General features: G+C 64.7%; 21 protein-coding genes. 17 read left to right on the top strand and 4 right to left on the bottom strand.

Annotated elements, in window-relative coordinates:
• Positions 1–21: 21 nt before the first annotated feature.
• From C5N93_RS17525 to C5N93_RS17475, 11 genes are all read left to right on the top strand, one after another.
• Positions 22–1,803, top strand: a complete 1,782-nt coding sequence (locus C5N93_RS17525; protein ID WP_242560287.1) for a fumarate reductase/succinate dehydrogenase flavoprotein subunit — start codon at positions 22–24, stop codon at positions 1,801–1,803.
• A 26-nt stretch (positions 1,804–1,829) separates the two neighbouring features.
• Positions 1,830–2,075 (top strand): ferredoxin family protein, encoded by a 246-nt coding sequence (locus C5N93_RS17520; protein WP_242560286.1) that lies wholly within the window; start codon positions 1,830–1,832, stop codon positions 2,073–2,075.
• 71 nt (positions 2,076–2,146) lie between these two features.
• Positions 2,147–3,592, top strand: a complete 1,446-nt coding sequence (locus C5N93_RS17515; RefSeq protein ID WP_242560285.1) for an ABC transporter substrate-binding protein — start codon at positions 2,147–2,149, stop codon at positions 3,590–3,592.
• A gap of 11 nt (positions 3,593–3,603) precedes the next feature.
• Positions 3,604–4,452, top strand: coding sequence for an ABC transporter permease (locus C5N93_RS17510; RefSeq protein ID WP_242560284.1), 849 nt, complete (start codon positions 3,604–3,606; stop codon positions 4,450–4,452).
• Positions 4,449–5,315 (top strand): ABC transporter ATP-binding protein, encoded by an 867-nt coding sequence (locus tag C5N93_RS17505; RefSeq protein WP_242560283.1) that lies wholly within the window; start codon positions 4,449–4,451, stop codon positions 5,313–5,315. The genes C5N93_RS17510 and C5N93_RS17505 overlap by 4 nt, the downstream gene beginning before the upstream one ends.
• Positions 5,312–6,340, top strand: a complete 1,029-nt coding sequence (locus C5N93_RS17500; protein WP_242560282.1) for a HEAT repeat domain-containing protein — start codon at positions 5,312–5,314, stop codon at positions 6,338–6,340. The genes C5N93_RS17505 and C5N93_RS17500 overlap by 4 nt, the downstream gene beginning before the upstream one ends.
• 59 nt (positions 6,341–6,399) lie before the next feature.
• Positions 6,400–7,839 carry an allophanate hydrolase gene (locus C5N93_RS17495; protein WP_242560281.1) on the top strand — a complete coding sequence of 480 codons (1,440 nt, stop codon included), beginning with the start codon at positions 6,400–6,402 and terminating at the stop codon, positions 7,837–7,839.
• Positions 7,840–7,997: 158 nt separating this feature from the next.
• Positions 7,998–9,446 carry an amidase gene (locus C5N93_RS17490; protein ID WP_242560280.1) on the top strand — a complete coding sequence of 483 codons (1,449 nt, stop codon included), beginning with the start codon at positions 7,998–8,000 and terminating at the stop codon, positions 9,444–9,446.
• Positions 9,447–9,721: 275 nt separating this feature from the next.
• The gene (locus tag C5N93_RS17485) at positions 9,722–10,651 is read left to right on the top strand and encodes an NrtA/SsuA/CpmA family ABC transporter substrate-binding protein (RefSeq protein WP_242560279.1); all 930 of its coding nucleotides are present in this window, start codon (positions 9,722–9,724) and stop codon (positions 10,649–10,651) included.
• The gene (locus tag C5N93_RS17480; RefSeq protein ID WP_242560278.1) at positions 10,648–11,508 is read left to right on the top strand and encodes an ABC transporter ATP-binding protein; all 861 of its coding nucleotides are present in this window, start codon (positions 10,648–10,650) and stop codon (positions 11,506–11,508) included. The genes C5N93_RS17485 and C5N93_RS17480 overlap by 4 nt, the downstream gene beginning before the upstream one ends.
• The gene (locus tag C5N93_RS17475; protein ID WP_242560277.1) at positions 11,505–12,341 is read left to right on the top strand and encodes an ABC transporter permease; all 837 of its coding nucleotides are present in this window, start codon (positions 11,505–11,507) and stop codon (positions 12,339–12,341) included. Before C5N93_RS17480 ends, C5N93_RS17475 begins: the two co-directional genes overlap by 4 nt.
• An 89-nt stretch (positions 12,342–12,430) precedes the next feature.
• Here the strand turns inward: C5N93_RS17475 and C5N93_RS17470 are convergent, their stop codons facing one another.
• The 4 genes from C5N93_RS17470 to C5N93_RS17455 all read right to left on the bottom strand — a co-directional run bounded on the left by C5N93_RS17470 (position 12,431) and on the right by C5N93_RS17455 (position 16,738).
• Complete coding sequence (locus C5N93_RS17470) at positions 12,431–13,783, bottom strand: MFS transporter (protein WP_242560276.1); 1,353 nt, start codon at positions 13,781–13,783, stop codon at positions 12,431–12,433.
• A gap of 306 nt (positions 13,784–14,089) precedes the next feature.
• Positions 14,090–14,251 (bottom strand): hypothetical protein, encoded by a 162-nt coding sequence (locus C5N93_RS17465; RefSeq protein ID WP_174981417.1) that lies wholly within the window; start codon positions 14,249–14,251, stop codon positions 14,090–14,092.
• A 52-nt stretch (positions 14,252–14,303) separates the two neighbouring features.
• Complete coding sequence (locus tag C5N93_RS17460) at positions 14,304–15,773, bottom strand: putative sulfate exporter family transporter (protein WP_242560275.1); 1,470 nt, start codon at positions 15,771–15,773, stop codon at positions 14,304–14,306.
• Between the two features lie 281 nt (positions 15,774–16,054).
• On the bottom strand, positions 16,055–16,738 hold the full coding sequence (locus tag C5N93_RS17455) for a TetR/AcrR family transcriptional regulator (RefSeq protein WP_242560274.1): 684 nt from the start codon (positions 16,736–16,738) through the stop codon (positions 16,055–16,057).
• Positions 16,739–16,920: 182 nt separating this feature from the next.
• Here C5N93_RS17455 and C5N93_RS17450 point away from each other — a divergent pair, with 182 nt between their 5' ends.
• The 6 genes from C5N93_RS17450 to C5N93_RS17430 are packed head-to-tail and all read left to right on the top strand — an operon-like array spanning position 16,921 to position 22,232.
• Positions 16,921–18,207 (top strand): alpha/beta hydrolase, encoded by a 1,287-nt coding sequence (locus C5N93_RS17450; RefSeq protein ID WP_242560273.1) that lies wholly within the window; start codon positions 16,921–16,923, stop codon positions 18,205–18,207.
• Between the two features lie 44 nt (positions 18,208–18,251).
• On the top strand, positions 18,252–18,899 hold the full coding sequence (locus C5N93_RS17445; protein WP_347403314.1) for a VOC family protein: 648 nt from the start codon (positions 18,252–18,254) through the stop codon (positions 18,897–18,899).
• Complete coding sequence (locus tag C5N93_RS28475; RefSeq protein WP_347403313.1) at positions 18,896–19,180, top strand: hypothetical protein; 285 nt, start codon at positions 18,896–18,898, stop codon at positions 19,178–19,180. Before C5N93_RS17445 ends, C5N93_RS28475 begins: the two co-directional genes overlap by 4 nt.
• Positions 19,181–19,234: 54 nt before the next feature.
• Positions 19,235–20,947 (top strand): AMP-binding protein, encoded by a 1,713-nt coding sequence (locus C5N93_RS17440; RefSeq protein WP_242560272.1) that lies wholly within the window; start codon positions 19,235–19,237, stop codon positions 20,945–20,947.
• Complete coding sequence (locus C5N93_RS17435; RefSeq protein ID WP_242560271.1) at positions 20,944–21,456, top strand: acyl-CoA thioesterase; 513 nt, start codon at positions 20,944–20,946, stop codon at positions 21,454–21,456. Before C5N93_RS17440 ends, C5N93_RS17435 begins: the two co-directional genes overlap by 4 nt.
• Complete coding sequence (locus C5N93_RS17430) at positions 21,453–22,232, top strand: Asp/Glu racemase (protein WP_242560270.1); 780 nt, start codon at positions 21,453–21,455, stop codon at positions 22,230–22,232. Before C5N93_RS17435 ends, C5N93_RS17430 begins: the two co-directional genes overlap by 4 nt.
• Positions 22,233–22,252: the final 20 nt, after the last annotated feature.

Genomic DNA, 22,252 nt, shown 5'->3' with positions numbered 1-22,252 from the left:
GACGGCGGTGGCCCAAGGACCATGCAGACCCACGAACTCGAATACGACATCGTCGTGATCGGCGGCGGCACCGCCGGCCCCATGGCGGCCGTCAAGGCCAAGCAGCGCAACCCCCATCTGCGCGTGCTGCTGCTCGACAAGGCGCACGTCAAGCGCAGCGGCGCCATCTCGATGGGCATGGACGGCCTGAACAATGCCGTCATCCCCGGGCATGCCACGCCCGAGCAGTACACCAAGGAAATCACCGTTGCCAACGACGGCATCGTCAATCAGGCGACGGTGCTGGCATACGCACGTCATAGCTTCACCACCATCGAAGAACTCGACCGCTGGGGCGTGAAGTTCGAGAAGGACGAAACCGGCGACTACGCCGTGCGCAAGGTGCATCACATGGGCGCGTATGTCCTGCCGATGCCCGAAGGCCACGACGTCAAGAAGATCCTCTATCGCCAGCTCAAGCGCGCGCGGGTGGCGATCACCAACCGTGTGGTGGCAACGCGTCTCCTTACGGGACCTCTTGGTGAAATCGCTGGCGTCATGGGCTTCGATTGCCGTACGGCGGACTTCTACGTCATTCGCGCCAAGGCGATCATCCTCTGCTGCGGTGCGGCCGGCCGCCTCGGCCTGCCCGCCTCCGGCTATCTCATGGGGACGTACGAAAACCCCACGAATGCCGGCGACGGCTATGCCATGGCATATCACGCCGGCGCGGAGCTGTCGAATCTCGAATGCTTCCAGATCAACCCGCTCATCAAGGACTACAACGGTCCGGCCTGCGCCTACGTGACCGGCCCGCTCGGCGGCTACACCGCCAACGGTAGCGGCGAGCGCTTCATCGAGTGCGATTACTGGAGCGGTCAGATGATGTGGGAGTTCTATCAGGAACTTCAGAGCGGCAACGGCCCCGTGTTCCTGAAGCTGGACCATCTCGCGGAAGAAACGATCCAGACCATCGAGACGATTCTGCACACGAACGAGCGCCCCAGCCGCGGCCGCTTCCATGCGCGACGCGGTAACGATTACCGCACCCGCATGATCGAGATGCACATCTCCGAGATCGGATTTTGCAGCGGGCACAGCGCGTCCGGCGTCTGGGTCGACGAGCATGGTGCAACCTCAGTGCCGGGCCTCTACTCCGCCGGAGACATGGCCGCCGTGCCGCACAACTACATGCTCGGCGCCTTCACGTACGGCTGGTTCGCGGGCGAGCACGCCGCCGACCGGGTGTCCGGCACCGATTTCGCGCCCATCGATGCCGCCCAGGTCGAGTCCGAACGCACGCGGGTCTTCGCACCGTTGCACCGTGCCCATGGCTTGCCCCCGGCACAGGTCGAGTACAAGTTGCGACGCTTCGTCAACGACTACCTGCAACCGCCGAAAGTCACGCGCCGCATGGAAATCGGCCTGCAACGTTTCGACGAGATTCGCGAGGACATCGATCAACTGAGCGCCGCCAACCCGCACGAACTCATGCGTGCCGCCGAAGTGTCCGCCATTCGCGACTGCGCCGAAATGGCGGCGCGCGCCTCGTTGTTCCGCACGGAAAGCCGTTGGGGCCTGTATCACCATCGGGTCGATTTTCCCGAACGCAACGATGCCGAGTGGTTCTGTCACGCGCATCTGAAGAAAGCCGACAACGGCGCCATGACGTCTTTCAAGAAGCCCGTCGAGCCGTACCTCGTGCCGGTCGACGACACCGAGCGCGGTGCCTATTCGCGTCTTCGCGTCGCCACCGCACCCACCGCCACCGCACCCGTCCCGCGCCGCCCGGCGGACAGCGCAGCCGAACGCCTCACCGCATAGCCCGCCACCGTTCAGGAAACTCTCTTATGGCCCTCGTTCCCCGCGAAGCGCAATCGCGCTCCAGCGTGCCCGTGACTATCGACGAAGACAAATGCATCGCCGACAAGGGATGCACGGTGTGTATCGACGTCTGCCCGATGGATCTGCTCGCGATCGACCCCGAGACGGGCAAAGCCTTCATGAAGTTCGACGAATGCTGGTACTGCATGCCCTGCGAGAAGGACTGCCCCACAGGCGCCGTTCACGTCGCCATTCCCTATCTGCTTCGCTGACACGACCGCTTCCACACGGCCGCTTCGCCTGCCTCACCGCTGCGCATAACAACACGCTAAAGGACGACCTGATGACCCGCCTTCACCTCAGCACCTTCGCACTTGCCTCGCTCGCTTCACTCGCATCGCTCACGTCGCTCACGCCACTATTCGCGGCCGACGCCCACGCCGAGACCATTCGTGTCGCGATCGGCACGCAGGACACCACGATCAACACCGCCACGGGCGGCGCGTTGATCCGCGAACTCAAACTGATCGAGAAGTACCTGCCGCACGACGGCAAGTACAAGGACGTGACCTACGACGTGCAGTGGAAGAACTTCACCAGCGGCGCGCCGATCACCAACGAGATGGTCGCAGGCAAACTCGATTTCGGATCGATGGCCGATTTCCCCGGCGTGAACAACATCGTCGCCACGACCAAGGCGGGCAAGCCAAGCATCTTCATCAATGTGCTCTCGGGCAGCGTGCATGGCAGCGGCAACGGCATTGTCGTGCCGACCGACTCGCCGGTGCAGTCGCTGGCCGACCTCAAGGGCAAGACGATCTCCGTGCCGTTCGCCTCGACCGCTCACGGCATGCTGCTGCGCGCCGTGGCCGCACAGGGCTGGGATCCGGAGAAGGACGTCAACATCATCACGCAAGCGCCTGAAGTGGCAGGCCCCGCGCTTCAGGCCCGCAAGATAGATGCTCATGCTGACTTCGTGCCGTTTGCCGAACTGTTCCCGTACCGTGGCTTTGCGCGCAAGATCTACGACGGTTCGCAGGCCGACGCGCCGACGCTGCACGGCACGCTCGTCGGCAAGGCCTATGCAGAGCGCTACCCCGAAGTGGTGGTTGCCTATCTGCGCGCCGTCATCGAAGCGAATCGTCTGATCGACGCCGAGCCGGAAAAGTACAGCGAACTCATCGCCAAGGTCACCGGCGTCGAGCCGGAGGTCGACTATCTGTTTCACGGCCCGCTGGGGCTGCAAACGCGTGACCTCACCTGGAAGCCCGAGTACCGCAAGGCCGTGCAGACGTCGTTCGACACGCTCAAGCTCATGGGACGCGCCGAAGGTAACTTCGTGGCCAACGACGTGATCGACGACCGCTACGTGCGCGCCGCGTTCAAGGCGGAGAAGCTCGACTACGACGCCGCGTTGCGCAATTACGCCCAATTGCCGCTCAAGGCGAAGGATGCGAGCACCGGCAAGCCCATCACCCAGTTCGAACGCGTCGCGCAAATCTGGGTACGCGGCGAACCGAAAGTGCGTAGCTACGCATCGCCCGAAGAAGCGTTCGACGCCCTTGCCAAACTGCAACGCGAGAACAAGCCGGTGCGCGCGTTCTACGTGCAGGATCGCGACTCAGGCATCAAGCTGCTGGGCAATCAGGCGTGGTTTGCGCGTGACAAGCAAGGTCAGTTGAGCGCCTTCCTGCTCAAGCAACAGGCGCAGGCCTGGGCAGACAAACACGGCGCGCAGGTGGTCGACTTCGCTGGCGCGCGTCAATCCGCACCGCTCGCGGCGCGCTGAGGATCGTCGCCATGGCATCGAACCTCGCGCCCGACCTGACGCTACCGCGTACGGCAGCGAGAGGCCGTGCACTTCCCCGTGCCCGGTCGTTTAAAGTGCTGCTGCAATGGGCCTCGCTCGCCGTATGCGTGCTGGTGTGGCATTGGGTGACAACCCACCGCATCAATCTCGGCATCGTGAATTTCGAGAACGTGCCGTCACCCGCGCAAACGCTGGAAGCCGCGTGGTCGCTGCTGCATTCGCCGAAGCTCGCGCGCCACCTTGCCAGCAGCCTGCAACGCGTGGCGTGGGGGTATGCGATCGCGGCCATCGGCGGCATCGTTTGCGGCATCGCCATCGGACGCGCCTCATGGGCGCGCATCGCGCTGTTGCCGCCACTCGAAGTCCTTCGGCCGATTCCGGCCGTCGCATGGATTCCGCTCGCGATTCTGATGTTTCCGTCTTCCGAGCTGTCGATGATCTTCATCACCTTCACCGGTGCGTTCTTCCCGATTCTGCTCGGCACGATTCACGGGACCGAATCGGTGGATGCCCGGCTGATCGCCTCGGCGCGCAGTCTGGGCGCGGGCCGATGGGGCGTGCTGCGCGAGGTCGTTCTGCCGGGCGCGGCACCAGGCATCGTCACCGGACTGGCGATCGGCATGGGCACGTCGTGGTTCTGCCTCGTGACGGCCGAGATGATTTCGGGACAGTTCGGCATCGGCTACTACACCTGGGAGTCGTACACCGTGCAACGCTATCCCGACATCGTGGTCGGCATGCTCATCATCGGCTTGCTGGGCATGGGCAGCAGCGCCCTGATCCGAATCATCGGCCAACGGCTCACGCCGTGGCGCAATCCGACGGGAGGCCGCCGATGAATCGTCCGCTGTCAAACCGCGCGGGTGGCCACGTCGTCATCGAGAATCTACGCATCACGCTGGGTGACGACATGCACCGTTTCGTCGCCGTGCAGGACGTAAGCATCGACATTGCACCCGGTGAATTCGTCTGCTTGCTGGGTCCGTCCGGTTGCGGAAAGTCCACGCTGCTCGGGGTGCTCGCCGGTCATATCGCGCCCAGTCACGGCCACGCGACGCTCGACGGCAAGCCCATCGAGGGACCGCGTCCCGAGCGCGGCATGGTCTTTCAGCATCACACGTTGTTTCCGTGGCGCAAGACGCTCGAGAACGTCGCCTTCGGTCTGAAGATGCAAGGCATGGGCAGGTCGGCCCGTCATCATCTCGCGACGCAATGGCTCGAACGCGTCGGCCTTGGCGACTTTGCCGGGCGTTATCCGTCGCAGCTTTCCGGCGGCATGCAGCAACGTGCCGAGATCGCCCGCGCGATGATCACCGGGCCGCGCATCCTGCTCATGGACGAGCCGTTCGGCGCGCTCGACGCCCAGACCCGCGCCATGATGCAGGCGCTGTTACTCGATGTCTGGAGCGAACAACGGCCCACGGTCGTGTTCGTGACGCACGATATCGACGAAGCGCTGTTCCTCGGTGACCGGGTGCTCGTCATGAGTCCCGGGCCCGGCACGATCATCGAAGACTTGCGGGTGCCGTTCGCCCGTCCGCGTCTTCGCGACGAAGCGCAAGACCTCGTCACACAGCCGGAATTCGTCGCGCTCAAGCGCCACCTGCTCACCCGGCTGCGTCACCAGCAAAGCCCCCTGCCCGCCCCGCGCCTGAACCCGCTGGGCGACCTCCGTTCCTCCCCTGCTTCGCTCGCCTCATGACGTCTTCCCTGCCCTCCCCGGCGGCTTCATCCGCCTATCTCGTTCGCGACGCCCTCGACGTCGACACCACCGATGCTGATAACGTCAGGCTGCTCGCGCGCCTGTCCGACGGCGACGCCACGCTCCGGCGCCTCGCGGTGCTCGACGTCGCCGAACTGGAGGACGACGCGTGGCTGCCGCTGCTGGTCGAGCGACTGCGGACCGACACCGACGCCGACGTGCGCAGGACGGCTGCCGAGCGGCTGTCCGGATGGGAGACGGACGAGGTCGTCGAGTCGCTGTGCGATGCGCTGCACGACAACGACGAGGCGACGCGCGCCGCCGCCGCCGACAGTCTGTCGGCACTCAAGCAGGCCGATCCCGGTCGCGCGCTGGTGCGTCGTCTGCTTGCGGAGCACGACACGTTTGCCCGCGCCGCCCTGTTGCGCGCGCTGCGCGAACTCCGGCTGCCGGAAAGCGCCGCCCCCGCCCTCGGCGCGCTTGAAGACAGCGTCGCCACCGTGAGACGCGAAGCCGTCGCGGTACTGGGCTGGTTGCGACACACCGACGCGCTGCCTGCGCTCGCCACGCTCGTGCGCTCCGACCCGTCGCCGGAAGTCCGCAAGGCGGCTGCCGGGGCGCTCGGGTTTGCGGCAGACGACAGCATTCAGCACACCTTGATTGCCGCGCTGAACGATGTGGAATGGCAGGTGCGCGAGGAAGCGGCCGCCACGCTGGGTAAATTGCGGCTCGTCGCCGCACGCGACGCACTGGCGCTCGCGCTCGACGACGAGTACTGGCAAGTCACGCTGCAATCGGCGCGCGCCCTCGGCCGGCTGAAGCTGGCGGCCAGCACAGCCGCGATCAGTGCCCTGCTCACGTTTCCGATCAGCAACGTTCGCAAGGAGGCCGCGCTGGCGCTCGGCGAGATCGGCGACGTGACGGCGCTCGCCGTGCTGGAAGCGGCACTGGGCGACGCCGATCCCGAAGTGCGCAAGGCCGCGCGCATCGCCATCGCGCAGATCGGCGCAGCGCCGCACGCGTAATCCGCGCGCGCCTGCCCGACGGATCGTCATATGACGTCCCTTTCTTCCCGCTTACCGACATGTCTCTGCCTGCCCTGAGTTTCGATTTCGCCGCCCTGCGCCAGGCTTACGCCAGCGGCGAGATTCGCCCGACCGACGTCGTCCACGAAATCTATCGTCGTATCGACGCGGACGATGATCACCACATCTGGCTGCACGTCGTGTCTCGCGAGCGGGCGCTCGCGCAGGCCGCCGCCATCGAGACGTTGCGCGCTCACGGCGCCTCGCTACCGCTGTTCGGACTGCCCTACGGCGTGAAGGACAACATCGATGTCGCGGGACTGGCCACCACGGCGGCTTGCACGGCATTCGAGCGTCATCCCACGGAAGATGCCACGGTGGTCGCGCGACTGAACGCGGCTGGCGCCCTCTTTATCGGCAAACAGAACATGGACCAGTTCGCCACGGGACTGGTCGGCACCCGCAATCTCACGGGACATTGCCGTAACGCACTGAGCGCAGCGCATGTGCCCGGCGGCTCCAGTTCCGGGTCGGCGGTCGCCGTCGCGAAAGGCCACGTCGCATTCTCGATCGGCTCGGATACGGGCGGTTCCGGACGCGTACCGGCCGCCTGCAACAACATCGTCGGGCTCAAGCCAACGCCGGGGCGCATCAGCACCGCCGGGTTCGTCTACTGCAATCGCACGTTCGACGTCGCACCCGTATTCGCGCTGACGGTCGACGATGCCTACGACGTGTTCGACGTGCTGGCCGACAAACCCGACCTGCGCGACGCTTATCTCCGGCTGCCCGGCGAGGCCTTGCCTCGCGACGTCGACCTCCCCTCGGAGCAACCGCTGCGCGTCGGCGTGATCGACGACACCCAGCTCGAATTCTTCGGCGATACGCAGGCCCAACGTCAATACGCCCGCGCCATCGAGCATCTGCGGGCCCTCGGCGCAACGCTGGTGCCCGTCGACTTCACCGTGTTTCGCGAAGCCGGCGAACTGGTATTCGGCAGCGCCCTGGTGGCGGAACGTACGCTGGCCTACGGCGACACCGCACGCCGCTTTCCCGACGCGGTGCATCCCGTGGTGCGCAACGTGCTGGAAGCGGCGTCACATTACGACGCGCCGGACGCATGGCACGCGCTCTACCGCCTGCGCGAATTGCAGGCGGAAGCGGCGCACGTGTTCGCTTCGGCATCCATCTCTCTTCTCGCGATTCCGACCTGCGGCACGCTGCCCACCTGCGCGGACATCGAAGCCAACCCGGTCGAGGGTAACGCCCGCATGGGTCGCTACACCTACTTCGCCAATCCGCTGCGCCTGCCGGTCATCAGCGTGCCCGCCGGGTTGCGCGACGACGGCCTTCCCTTCGGCCTGAGCCTCGTCGGCCAGCCCGATACCGACACGCAATTGCGAACATTGGCGGTGCGCCTTCACGCGCGCTGCGCCGCCCGACTCGGGGCGACAGCGCATCCCTGGCCGCGCGAGCGCGACAGCGCGTCGATTTGCTAGTGACACATATGACGATATCGATAGCGGCAATGATTGGTTGGGCGGGCATCGCGTGCACGCGAAAATGGCTCGACAACTTGTCATGACATGACAGACCAATGACCACCGCCACACGCGCCGTCGATACCTTACGACCGCCGATTGCCCGGAGTTTCCCTATGAGCCAAAACCCGCCGCCCACCTCCGCTGCCGCCGCCCGGCGTCTGGCGCATTACACCGCGGCCGAACTCGTGAGCGGCTACGCGACGGGAGCGTTCTCGCCCGTCGATGTGCTCGACGACGTGCTTGCCGTCATTCGTGCGCACGAGCCGCAGATCAACGCCATCGCGTGGCTCGACGAAGGTCCGGCGCGTGAAGCCGCACAAGCCTCGGCGACGCGCTGGCGCAACGGTACGGCCATCGGGGGTGCGAACGGCGTGGACGGTGTTCCCGTCACGCTCAAGGACTTGCTGCTCGTCAGAGGCACGCCGACGTTGCGCGGCAGTCATCTCGTGGACCCGGACCAGCCGTGGGACGAGGACTCGCCCGCGGCCGCTCGCCTGCGAGCGCACGGCGCCGTGATTCTCGGCAAGACGACTACGGCCGAATATGGCTGGAAGGCCCTTGCCGACAGCCCGCTTACCGGGATCACACGAAACCCGTGGAATCCGCAGCACACGCCCGGCGGCAGCAGCGGCGGCTCGGCGGCGGCCACGGCGATCGGCTACGGCCCCCTGCACGTGGCCACCGACGGCGGTGGCTCGACGCGACTGCCCGCCGCACACGTCGGTGTCTTCGGCTTCAAGCCGAGCTTCGGACGTGCCGCGGGATATCCGGCAGCGCATACCGGCACCTTGTTCCACATCACCCCGATGACGCGCACGGTGAGCGATGCCGCGCGACTGCTGAACGTCATCGGACACCCTGACGCCCGCGATCCGCATTCGCTGCCGCACACCGGGAACGATTGGCTCGACGGCATTGAGGACGGCGTCGCCGGTCTGCGTATCGCGTTCAGCCCGACGCTGGGCTATGCGGATGTCGCGCCTGAAGTGGCTGCCCGCGTCGCGCAGGCAGCCCAGTGGTTCACTGCGCTGGGCGCTCACGTCGAGCAGGTTGATCCAGGCATCGACGATCCGCTGCCGTTCTACCGGACGCTGGTCGACGCAGGCGTCGCCCGCCTGTTCGAAACGCTTCCCGAAGCGCGTCGCGCCCGGGCCGAACCGGGCTTTCGGGAGGCCGCAGCGCGCGGCGCGAAGCTATCTGCCTCGCAGTATCTGGCGGCCGTTCAGGCGCGCGAGCATCTCACCCGCACGCTGCATGACTTCATCGGACGGCAGTGGGATCTGCTGATCACACCGGTGACCGCTGACACGGCACCGCTGGCCGATCCTGCCGGAGATGTCGCCAGCGCGCGCACGGCCATTTCGCCGTTCACCTATCCGTTCAACCTGTCCCAGCAGCCCGCAGCGTCGGTCCCTGTCGGGCTGAGCGAAACGGGGTTGCCCATCGGGCTACAGATCGTCGGCCCGCGCCTGGGCGACGCGCTGGTACTGCGTGCTGCCCGCGCCATCGAACGTCATCACCCGTTCCCCGGCATCGCCCGGCCGGCGTCTGCACAGCGTTAGTCTGAATGAGACGACACCGGCCAGTATCGTCCGTCGTCACGCTCGCCGCCGCGGTCGATCGGGTCCTTCGCTTTCGTAGAACGCGCCCCGGGAAGCGCTGATCGCTTCACCGGGGACACCCCCAACTTCCCACGCTCTGGATGTCCCTTATGTTCGCCTGCGCTTCAGCTTCGGTCTCCTCATCCTGTCCCTCGCTTCCCACGCGTGTCTCGGCACACGCACGCCCCCCTCGCCTGACCCACCTCAAACGTCTCGCCGCCGGATGTGTGGCCGCCGTGACGCTCGCCCTGAGCCACGCGACGGCCGCGCATGCGCAGGCCGTCGCCATCGGTGAAGGGCTGTCGCTCGGCTGGGCGCAGTTCTTCGTCGCCGACGCTCACAAGCTCTGGCAAAAGGAAGGCTTGCAGCCGAACTCGGTGACGTTTGCCAGCGGGCGTCTGGTGCTCGATGCCGTCGTCGGCGACCGCGTGCTGATCGGCACGGCGGCGGAAACACCGGTCGTGTTCGCCGCGCTTAACGGCGTGCCGGTGCGCATCATCGCCACGACCAACAACGGCAGCGGCGCGCCTTACGAACCGTTCGAGATCGTCGCCAACGCCTCGATCAAGACGTCGGCGGACATCAAGGGCAAACGCATCGGTTACTCGCAAGGGACCAACGCGCATTACTACCTCTCGTTGCTGTTGGGCAAACTCGGATTGAAGTGGACGGACATCAACGCCGTGAGCCTTTCGCCGGGGGACTTCGTCAGCACGCTCAGCAACGGCTCCATCGACGCCTTCGTCTGGACCGAACCGGCGCTTTCACAGGCCGTAGCACTTGGCAACGGTCGCTTCCACACGATCCGTACGCCCGGCGTGTATCACGCGCTCTCGACTGTCATCACGCTGCAATCGACCATCGACAAACAGCCTGACCTGCTGCGTCAGGCACTGCGCGCCCTGTATGCCGCCGACGCCGTCAATGCCACCGATCCGACTGCGGCATCGGCACTGGTCGCGCCGCGCGTGAACTTCGACCCCAAGCTGGCGGCCAGCTACTGGTCGCAACTCAACCTGCGCGTCGGGCTGGACAAGGCTGCGGTCGTGCAGGAACTGGAACGTCAGGCGCGATGGGCGATCGATAACAAACTCGTGCGCCCCGATGCGAAGTTGCCCGACTTCAATCAGGTGGTCGTCACGACCGTACTGGACGGCCTGAAATGAGCACCGCCACGACGGCCCGCGTCGCGTCGCCGGTCACAACACTGACGCCCGACACCGCGCGCGCGGGCGCAACGGCACGCCAGGCACTCACGTCAACCACGTTGATCGAATGCCGGGGCGTCGGTCATCGCTACGCGGCCCGCGACGGATCCGTGCATGCGGCGCTGGCCGATGTGCAACTGGAGATCGCCGCTGGCGAATTCCTGTGCCTGCTGGGGCCGAGCGGTTGCGGAAAGACGACGTTGCTTAACATGCTGGCTGGCTTCTTCGCGCCGACGCAGGGCGAGATTCTCGTGGGGGGCGAGCGCATCGACGGCCCGTCGCCCACACGCGGCGTCGTGCTACAGGAGTACTCGCTGTTTCCGTGGCTGACCGTAGCAGGCAATGTGGCGTTCGGCCTGCGCATGGCGGGCGTGCCCGCCACTCAGCGCAAGCAGCAGGCGCAGGCCTTGCTGGAGAGCGTTGGATTGTCGGCCGCCGCTCGCCGCTATCCCTTCGAGTTATCCGGTGGCATGAAGCAGCGCGCGGCCATCGCGCGAGCTCTCGCGACAGACCCCGCGATTCTGCTCATGGACGAACCCTTCGCCGCCCTGGACGCCATGACGCGCAACGAGCTGCAAACCCAGTTGCTGGAGATTGCCCGGCGCACGGGCAAGACCATCGTGTTCGTGACGCATAACATTGCCGAGGCGATCTACCTCGGTTCGCGCATCCTCGTGATGTCGTCTCACCCGGGGCGCATCGTCGAAGATGTGTCGCTTGCGGACTATGCGCGCCCTCGTCGACGCACTTCGCCAGACTTCAATGCCCTGTACGAACGACTCGGGAGAGCCATCGGGACCGAGGTGATGGAATGAGCGACGTCATCCGTCAGGCAGCGAAGCCCACGCCGTTGAAACCTGCCGCCGTGCGGGCGCAGGCGCCTCGCGATCCCTATGCGCGATGGGGCTGGCTGGGGCTTGTGGCCTTCTTCGGGGGATGGGAAGCGATCAGCGACAGCGGACTGGTGAATACCGTGATGGTGCCAGCCCCCTCGGCAGTGCTGCGCGCCGGCTGGGCACTGGCAGCGAGCGGGGAGTTACTGCATCACCTGATCGACAGTCTCTGGCGGGCATTGGCCGGCTTTGCGCTCGGCGCCGCCTTCGGGCTCCTGCTGGGCATCGCCATGGCCCGTCTGCCAAGGCTGAATGCCTTCATCAATCCGCTGATGCAGATGTTGCGTGCCATTCCTTCGCTGGCGTTCGTGCCGCTCGCGATCTTCTGGTTCGGTATCGGCGAGGGATCGAAGATCTTTCTGATCGCCTGGGGCGTGTTCTTCCCGGTGTGGGTCAACACATATCTCGGCGTGAGTCACCGGAACCCACAGTTCGAACGCGCAGCGGCCAGTCTTGGTGCGACCGGTTGGCGCCTGTTGTGGTTCGTGACCTTGCCAGCGGCGCTGCCCTTCATCATCGCTGGCATTCGCGTGAGCCTGTCGATGGCGCTGGTGCTGCTCGTCGCGGCAGAGTTGACCGGTGCGAACTACGGCGTGGGATATCTCATCCAGATGTCGCAGCAGATCTTTCGCGTCGACAACATGTTCGTCGGTCTGATTGCGCTGGGTGTGCTCGGCTTCGCCGTCGATCACCTGTTCGACCGTGGCGTGCGGCGTCTACTGCCCTGGTACGGCGCGCAGAGCAACGCGCGCTGAGCGTCTTCGCCATCGCCTGCGGCAACGTCCCGAGCGCCTTGCCTGCACTTCGGGACGTTGTCATTTGATGCGTCGGCTTGAGTTATCGACTAACGCCCCTTCACCGCGTCCATGACAGGGACAGACGAGACTTCCGGCAACTGGCGATTACGCAGCTCCCTGCGCGCGACCCGAGGACCGTACCAGACGGCCACCAGGCTGACGAGAATCAACGCCGAGTAGAAAAGCTGGATCGGCAGGATGCTCGGCGAATAGGCACTCACCAGCGCAACGGCCCCCAAAGGCACGATGCCCGACACCAAGGCACCGGAGAGCTGATACCCGAACGAGATGCCGGTAAAACGCAACTCGACCGGATACAACGTCGTAAAGAATCCGGAGAGCGTGGCGTAATACAGGCCGTGCCCGACATACGAGAGAATCACGCCCGCAAACACGCTGACCGCGCTACCGTCCTTGATCAGCGCGATGAGCGGCACCGGTACACAAACGAGGTACAACACCGTGAAGATGATCTGTGCCCGTTGTACGGAAATCCTGTCGGCGATCATCGCGGCTACGGGGGTGACGAAAATCTGCACGAAAGCGCCCGCCAGCAACGCGCTCAGGAACAGGCTTTTGTCGATGCCCAACGTGCCCGTCGCCCAGTTCAGCGCAAAGATGTTGCGGAAATAAACACCCGCCACGGCAAACGAACCGACGAACACACAAAGGCTCGTCAGCGGAAACTGTCGGAGCACATTGGTGAGCGGCGCGCTCGCTTCCTTCATCTTCTTCTGACGCTCGCGAGCGGCGATGAACTCCGGATTCTCTTCGAGCGTCATGCGGATCAACAACCCCACGATCAGCAGCACGCCGCTGAGCAGGAACGGGATTCGCCATCCACCGTTGATCAGGAAGTTGTCGCTCATGGCCATGAACGTCAACGTCGCGAGGCACGAACCGGCCGGCGAGCCCATCTGTGCCATCGATGCGGCAAGCGCCTTGCGATGCGGCGGCGCCGCCTCCGAAGCCACGAGCACCGCTCCGCCCCACTCGCCGCCGACGGACAGGCCTTGCGCCAGACGAAGCAGCACGAGCAGTACCGGCGCCCAGATGCCGATCGACTGGTACGTCGGCAGCAGACCGATACACATCGTCGATCCGCCCATCAACAGCAGAGTGATGAGCAGCGACGACTTGCGGCTGATCTTGTCGCCGATGTACCCGAAGACGATCGCCCCGATGGGACGCAGCAAAAAGCCGAACGCAAACGTGCCGAGCGCGAGCAGCGTCTGTGCGAGGTGATCGTCCGAGGGGAAAAACAGTTTGCCGATGATCAATGCGGCAGCGGTACCGTAGACGTAAAAGTCGTACCACTCGATGGTCGTGCCGATGAAGGCGCCGAGGGCGGCGCGACGCGCCTGACGGGATTTGTCTTGCGAATGATTCAACTCCGACATCATTGTCTCCGGGGGTGATGTTTTCGGAACTTGTTATCCCCCTCTTCGTCGACTGCGAAGTGTTATTGGCCGAAGCCTGGATCTTTGACCTGCGTGTGCGAGCCGCCAAGAGGGTCGCGTATTATTCGGACACCCGGCGCCAGCGGTAAAGCAACATTAAATTATCGGGTGATGCGTTTTTGTCAGCATCGCCCCTTCGTACACCGCACTACACCTCGCCGGCAGCCCCAAAAACAAACCGCCCCGATGCACGGTGCTGTATGCACCGTTTCGGGGCGGCGAATCGGAACAATCGGAACAGCGTGATCAGACCGAGGCGACAGGCAGGAAGTGATTCACGATGCCGAGCACGATCAGCAAGACGATGCCGAGCGTGAGGCTGCCCGCAATCAGTTTCTTTTCGATGGGGAGCAACGGCTCTTCCGGAATTTCGGCGATGCTCTTCGACAGTTCGTTGAGATCGGACATACGAATGGGACTCCTCGAATAAGACGGCGAATCAGTAAAGGGCGGCACAGTGTCAGGCCAACGGCGGCTTCACGCCGTGGAAGAACAGCCACGAGATCAGCAATCCGACCCAGATCACGAAACCGAACAGGCTGATGACGTAGACGGCGGCGAGCTTGCCGATACCATCTGCCCATAGCTTGCGGAAATTCGACAGCAAGCCGATGGAGAAGAACGTCAGCACGAAGAAGATCACGCGAAAGTTATTGGCCTCCCCGACCGCACCTTTGATCTTCGCGGCCACTTCCGGGCCAGCGCTCAACGAGAACACGAGCGCCACCGCAAACGTCACGACGAAGCCGATGATGAACTTCGGAAAGCGTTCCCAGATTTCACGCGGGCGCGCACGGTTCGACGGGTCGGTGACGTTGATGTGATTCGTCCAGATCCACGCGAGGATGAACGACCAGATGCCGATGAACACATCGATGAACACCTTGATCGTGGCCGTCGTGCCGACGATCCAGCCTGCGGCGTAGTGCGTGCCGCCGGCGGCCGCCTTGGCGTTGATCAGCGCTTCGGTGATCGCGCCACCGGCCACGGCGGCGCCGTCGGTCTTCACCGCAAGACCGAGCCATGCGGCGGCGACCAGCGGATCGTCCGCCAGAAAGTGCTGCGCGAGGAACGGGAGAATCAGCAGTTCGATGACCGCGAACACCACCACCAGCGACGACACGAGAATCGGCACCGCCGGGCGCGCACGAATGGCGCTCCCGGTCGAAATCGCAGCGGCGACACCGCAAATCGAGATGCCGGACGCCAGCGGTACGGCCCACTCGCGCGGAAACTTGAACCACTTGCGCGCGATGAAGTACACGACCGCCCAGTAGATCAGATACGCCTCGACGATGGCCGCGACCCCGCGCAACAGAATCGACGACGCGAACGACAGCCGCTCGGCGACCGTCACGGCAATGAACGCGCCCAACACCACGATGGCCGTCTTGATGTACCACTCGGGGCGCACTGCATCGGAGAGCCAGGCCGTGGCGCCCGGGAAGACGTTGGCGATCACGAGCCCGGCGAGCAGCGCCACGATGTAGCCGCCTTCGTTGGTCAGACGCAGCGACCAGTCGATGCCGAACTTCGCCTGTTCCGTCGGGGTGACGGCTGCCAGATGCGCGTAGCTGCCGACGAACCAACTGGCGTAGGCAAGCCAGAACAGGACCGAGAACCGCACGGCAAAGCGCTTGACGTCCTGTTGCAGCGACGCCGCACCGAGCGACAGCACGACCGTCAGCACGATCCATGTCGCAAGAAAAGCGCCGATGCCGCCGAGCCGTCCATAACCGGCCGTGGCCGGTGCCAGCGCCGCCGCCGGATCGGTCCAGACGCGCGTGGTGACGACCCAGCCGATCGGGTCGGCCCCCGAGACGCCGATCAGTCCTGCGGCAACGATGACGAGTCCGATGATGACCGCCAGCCAGTCTTCACTGAGCGGCTTCGCAGCGACGAGCTGCGGTGTAGTGGTGGCTTCCGCCATAACGCATTCCCCCAAAAGTACGTGTTACGTGACGTATTGAACGATGGCCTGAGTGCACCGCCTGATGACTGTTGTGGGTGTCGTTGCGCAGAAGCCGTAGCACTGGCAACGCAGGCGGGCGAGCCCATCCTAGGCATCGGACGACGCCGGGGGAACCAACGATTTGCGCTTTGGATGAATGCGCAACGCGCGCATGCAAATTCGCGCGTGGGAGATAACGTTAGCGGGATTTTCGCTTCGCGTTTTGCCTGTCGAGACTACGAGAAACGACGGCGGAATGCCTACGACTTGATGTGCCTTTCAAGCAGATCGATATCGTCGCGCAGCAGTTTCAACACGCCCGCTGCGCTCTGCTCGCTCAACTGACGTCCCGCTTCCTGCTCGACCGAACGCAACGCCATGTCGGCAATCTGCTCTGCGATTTCCCCGGCGTTTCGCGAGCCCGTCGGCGTGAACCACCACGCTGTCCAGTTGCACATCCCGATGATCGAGAACGCCGCGACCCTCGCATCCATCACGCGAAACTGACCGCGCTCGATGCCCAGCTCGATGGCGTGCCGGAATTGCTCCAGCACCGCGCGCCGCGACTGCTCCGCCAGCTTTCGCTGCGCCGGCGGAAGGTTGTCTTCATTGCGCTCCACGACCCGGAATTGCAGCGGGTGAGTGAGGATGAGATGCGCATGCCGGAGCACGAGATGCCTCAGCATGGCCGATGGTTGCCGCAGATTTTCGGGCAATGCCTCCGACACCAGATCGCCGGCGGCGCGCGTGACGACCGCCGTCAGCACTTCAAGGATCGCTTCCTTGCTCTTGAAGTAGTAGTAGAGCGCGGGGCGGGTCACGCCGACAACGTCGGCAATGTCGTTAAAGCTCGTGCCGTCAAACCCGCGCTCGATGAACAGCTTCGTCGCGACATCCAGGATGTTCTCCCGCAGCGCGTCGCTTTTCGTCTGCGTCTTGCTCATGGCCAATGTCCGTTCAATTTTTGACGCTTGTGTCAGAAGCACCCACGATAACCGAATCCGATTCACCAGAAAAGCACTACGCCTCGGCATCTCCGGGTTTTTACGTAAACGTCAAATTTCGTCAAAAATGTTTACTACTTTGTAAAAATTTGGACTAGCATGTAAAAAAAGGAGGTGGAGAGATGAGTCATCAACAACCGGTTCGCGCCGCAGGACAGGCCGCGACGGCAGGATTTCTGAACACGGACTGGAACCCGCGCGATCTGCCGCTCGGCACGACGACACGCAACGTCGTGCTGCGCACGGCGGACGGCGCGGCCACGAGCGGTTCGCTTTACGGGGCAGGCTCGGCCGATACGGTGGTGTGCATCATGCATCCGCGTGAATTCATGGCCTGCCATTACCTGATTCCGGATATCGTCGAGGCCGGATTCGCCGCCTGGACGCAGGCGCCGCGTTCGGTCGGTAACGACATGCGACTCGAACACGAATTCGCGCTCTACGACGTCGCCGCCGGTATGCAGTTTCTGCGCGAGGCGGGGTTCAGGAAGATCGTGCTGCTCGGTAACTCGGGCGGCAGCGGCCTGTATGCGCTATACGTGCAGCAGTCCAATCTCGCGCCGGCCGAGCGCATCGAACGCACCCCGGGCGGGCGCCCGACGCGTCTGGCTGCGCTCGACATGCCGCAGATCGATGGCGTGGTGTTCGTCGCGCCGCACCCCGGTCAGGGCGCATTGCTGCAATCGTGCATCGATCCCTCGGTGACCAACGAGCACGACGCCTTGAGCGTCGATCCGGCGCTCGATCCATTCGACACCGCCAACGGTTATGCCCCCCGTCGCGCCGACGGTGCCACCGAGACCCGCTACACCGACGACTTTGTCACGCGTTATCGCTCAGCACAGGCCGCGCGCGTTGCCCGACTCGACGCCACCGCGCGCGACCTGATCGCTGCGCGTCAGGGCGCACGCGAGCGCTTGAAGCGCGACCCCGCCAATACCGACGCACGTCTGCACCGCATGGCCGCGCACACGCCGTTGATGACGATCTGGCGCACCGACGCCGACCTGCGCTGCTTCGATCTGACGCTCGATCCGTCTGACCGGCGCTATGGCTCGCTGTGGGGCAGCGACCCCTTCACGTCGAATTACGGCTCCGTCGGCTTTGGCCGTGTGTGTTCCCCCGAGGCCTGGCTCTCGACGTGGTCCGGCCTGTCTTCGAATGCCCTGCTATCGAAGACCGCGCCCGCCATCGTGCAACCCACGCTGCTGATCGAGTACACCGGCGATCAGGCGTGCTTTCCCAGCGTGATCGCCGATATCTACGAGCGCCTCGGCACGTCGCATAAATCGCATCGCCGTGTGCGAGGCGACCATCACGGTCGTGCGCTGGCCGAAGGAGAGGAAGCCGGGCGTTATGTTGCCGGCCGACTGCTCCGGGACTGGCTGCGCGAAACGTTCCCGTCATGAATCGACGTCTTCCCTGACGCCCCAATGCCTCTACTGAACCCGCTATGAAACTGAACGACATTCCGGCGACCGATCTCGCCCTGCGCCTGCACGGCGTCGACCACACGGCGCGCCCGACTTGGCGGCTGCGGCAAACCGTCGAGTTCTACCGCGACGTCCTCGGCCTGCCGTTGATCCACACCATCTCTGCCCGGGGCTGGGGGCCGGCAACGCACCCCGACTTCCTGCACTTCTTCTTCGACAGCGGCAACGGCAGCACGATTGCGTTCTTCTATTACCTCGGCGCCAAAGAACCGGCGTCGCTCAGCGAGCGGCCCGGACGTGCCCCGCTGCCGGAAGATCACGTATTCGATGCGACACACACCGCATGGCTCGTCGACACGCAGGACGAACTCCACGCGTGGAAAACGCGACTGGAAGCGCGCGGCGTCGAAGTCTCGGCGGAGACGGCCCACGAAGTCATCGAATCGATCTACTTCCGCGACCCTAACGGCTATTTCATCGAGATCACGCGCAAGCTCCGCCCGTTGGTCGATATCGACGCCCGCGATGCCGCGCTCACGCTCGAAGCCGCCATGGAGATCGAAGACGAAGGGCTGGCGAGCGGTCAGCCAAATACCTGTATCGACACCGTTTGGCAGCGCAAGGCGCAACACCACCTCAACGCCCTTCGCCCGGAGCGCCAGTCATGAACGCACGCGCATTGCATATCTTTGTATTGAACGTTCCCGAGTTCGCCACGCTCACGCAGACGGCTCGCGAGATGGCGTCTTGCCGTGTGGAGACCACGGGCGACTACACGGTGATTTCGAGCGACGTACCGATCGCATTCGAGCGCCGTGCGCTCGGTTTGAAACCCGCCGTCTGGTACGGCCTCTTCACCGGCGGGCTCGACGGCCAGATCGAGAGCTACGGACGCGACACCGTACGCATTGCACCACGCGCCGGGTCCGCGGAATCACCGGGCCGCTGAACGGGCACCGTCAACACGTCACAACACAATGAAAACCGTGGTGCAGGAGACAACATGAGCGGTATCTATCACCCTATCGACGGCGTCACCTACTGTCCGCCGGATCTGGCGCGACGGTACTTCGCGTCGAACGCATGGCGCGACACCACGCTCGGCGACGCCTTGCGCGCCACCGCCGCGCGCGTGCCCGAACGCCCGGCCTACCTCAGCGACGAAGCCACCCTCACCTTTGCCGAGCTGGATGATCGCAGCGAACGGCTCGGCGCGGCCCTGCTCGAACTGGGCTTGCGCCCCGGCGATCGCGCGATCTTTCAGATGGGAACGACCGTCGACACCGTCGTCGCCCTGATGGGCGCGTACAAAGCGGGTGTCGTCCCGGTATGCGCAGTGCCGCAGTACCGGGAAGTCGAGATCGGCCAGTTGGCGTCTCAATCGGACGCGCGCGCTTACTTCGTGCAGGCCGATTTCTCGGCATTCGATCTCGTCGGATTCGCCCGTCAGATGATGGATCGCCATGCTTCGCTGCGGCATTTGCTCGTCGCCCGTGGCACGACGGGGCACGCAGGCGTCGCCGGATATTGCGCCATCGACCGGCTGATCGACGCCATGCCGATCGAGCAAGCCCGCGCGGTACTGGCGGGTGTGACGATCGGCAGCGAAGACGTGCTGAGCTTTCAGCTTTCCGGCGGCACGACCGGTGTTCCCAAGATCATTCCGCGCTTTCATGCCGAGTACATCGGCCACTCACTCGCGTGGATGCAGCACATCGGCATGACGGAGCACAGCCGCATGATCTGGTCGCTGCCGTTGCTGCACAACGCCGGTCAGCTTTACGTGCTCGTCTCGACCGTCGTCACGGGCATGACGACCGTACTGATGCCGCGCGTCGACATCGCCCGCATGCTCACGCTGATCGAGACCCATCGCGTCACGCACGGGCTGTCGATCGGCCCGGTCGCGCCGCAGATGATCGCGTACAAGGATGTCGCCCGACACGACCTGTCCTCACTGCAACTCTTCGGCACGATGAGCCGTGCCGACTCGCTCGAAGCGCATCTGGGCGTGCCGTGCTTCAACCTCTACGGCACGACCGAAGGGTTGCTCATGGGCGCGGGCGCACGCCTCCCGGCGAACCTTCGGCACCACACGCAAGGGCATTCCGGCTGTGAGGACGACGAGATCCGCGTGCTGTTTCCCGGCAGCGACACCGCCGTCGCCCCGGGCACGCCGGGCGAGCTTTGCTTTCGCGGCCCGTCGAGCCTACGCGGTTACTTCAACGCCCCCGAAGCCACGTCGCAGACGCTCACGCCCGACGGATTCGTGCGCACCGGCGACATGGTGACGGAGCGGATCGTCGACGGCGTGCGCTGCTTTGCCTTCGAGGGACGCCTTCGCGACAACATCAATCGTGGCGGCGAGAAGATCGGGTGCGAGGAGGTCGAGGCGTTCGTCAGCCATCACCCCGCCGTTGCGGACGCCAAGCTGGTCGCCATGCCGGACCCGGTCTACGGCGAGCGTGGCTGCGTCTATCTCATTCTCCGCCCCGGGCAGCGGGCGCCGACGGTCGGCGAACTCGTCGAATTTCTCGTCGGCCACGGATTGGCGAAGTTCAAGTGCCCCGAGCGCATCGAAATCGTCGACGAGTTCCCGGTCACGCGTGTCGGCAAGGTCGACAAGGCGTCGCTGCGCGCAGCCATTGCCGCCCGGATCGCGGCTGAGACATCCCCGCACGAGAGCGCCGGCCAACCGGCCAAGGAGGGCGCATGATCAGCACCGAATACGTCGTGAGCGAGCAACCGTTCGTGGTGCGCCGACAGGTGCGATGGGGTGAGTGCGATCCGGCTGGCGTGGTCTATACCGCGACCTTCTCTGACTACGTCATCTCGATTGCCGAACTGTTCTACGGCTCGCTGTTCGGCGGCACGCCCCAAGCCGTCAAGAACCGGCATGGCTTCGGCACGCCCACGCGCGCACTTGACTTCGATTTCCGCCGCTCCCTGTGGCCCGACGATGTCTTCGACGTCACGGTCGAGGTCGCCGACATCCGCACGAGAACCTTCACCTTGCAGATGACCGCGCGCAAAGCCGAAGGCGATGTCGCGTTCATCGCGAAGCTCACGCCGATCTGCATCCAGCGGGGCGCGCGCGAGTCCATTGAAATGCCGCCCGTGCTGCGCACGGCGCTCAAACGATACCGGACCGACTGCGCCGCCAGCGCCCCTGGCGTCGCGGCATCCGCCCCCACTTTCCCGACATTCGCCGGAGACCCGACATGACGCAACGCCCTTTCCGCATCGGCCAGATCGTGCCCAGCTCGAACACCACGATGGAAACCGAAATTCCCGCGATGCTGCGCGCACGCGAGCAAATGCTGCCGGAGCGCTTCACGTTCCACGCAAGCCGGATGCGCATGCACCGCGTGGTGAAAGAGGAACTGGAGGCCATGAATCGTCAGGGTCTGCGCTGCGCAGCTGAACTGGCCGACGCGCGTGTCGACGTGATGAGCACGGCCTGCCTCGTCGCCATCATGGCCATGCGGCCGGGCTATCACCGTCAGGTCGAAGCGGACCTGGCGCAAGTGGCCCGGGAGAACCATTGCGACGCCGCCGTCATGACCTCGGCAGGCGCGCTCGTCGCCGGGCTGAAGACGCTCGGCGCCCGCAAGATCGCGCTCATGGCGCCCTACATGAAGCCGCTCACGCAAGCCGTGGTCGAGTACATCGAGCATGAAGGCATCGAAGTCCTCGACGCCCTGTCGTTCGAAATTCCCGACAACCTCGCCGTCGGGCAACGCGATCCGATGCAGTTGCTCAACGACGTGAAACGACTCAACACCGCGAACGCCGACGCCGTGGTGCTCTCGGCCTGCGTGCAAATGCCCTCGCTGCCCGCCATCCAGATCGCACAGGACCGTATCGGACTGCCCGTCACGTCGACGGCCGTGAGCACGGTGCGCCAGATGCTCGATCACCTGGGGCTGGCACCGGTCGTGCCGAATGCGGGCGCGCTGCTGGCCGACACCGACGCATCCCGACGCGTGCAAGTCGCCTGAGCCCCGCTCCATCGATCTGC

Origin of the sequence: Pandoraea sp. LA3 (assembly GCF_022696215.1) — a bacterium.
Lineage (GTDB): Bacteria > Pseudomonadota > Gammaproteobacteria > Burkholderiales > Burkholderiaceae > Pandoraea > Pandoraea capi.
This window is presented reverse-complemented; position numbering and strand designations above follow the sequence as displayed.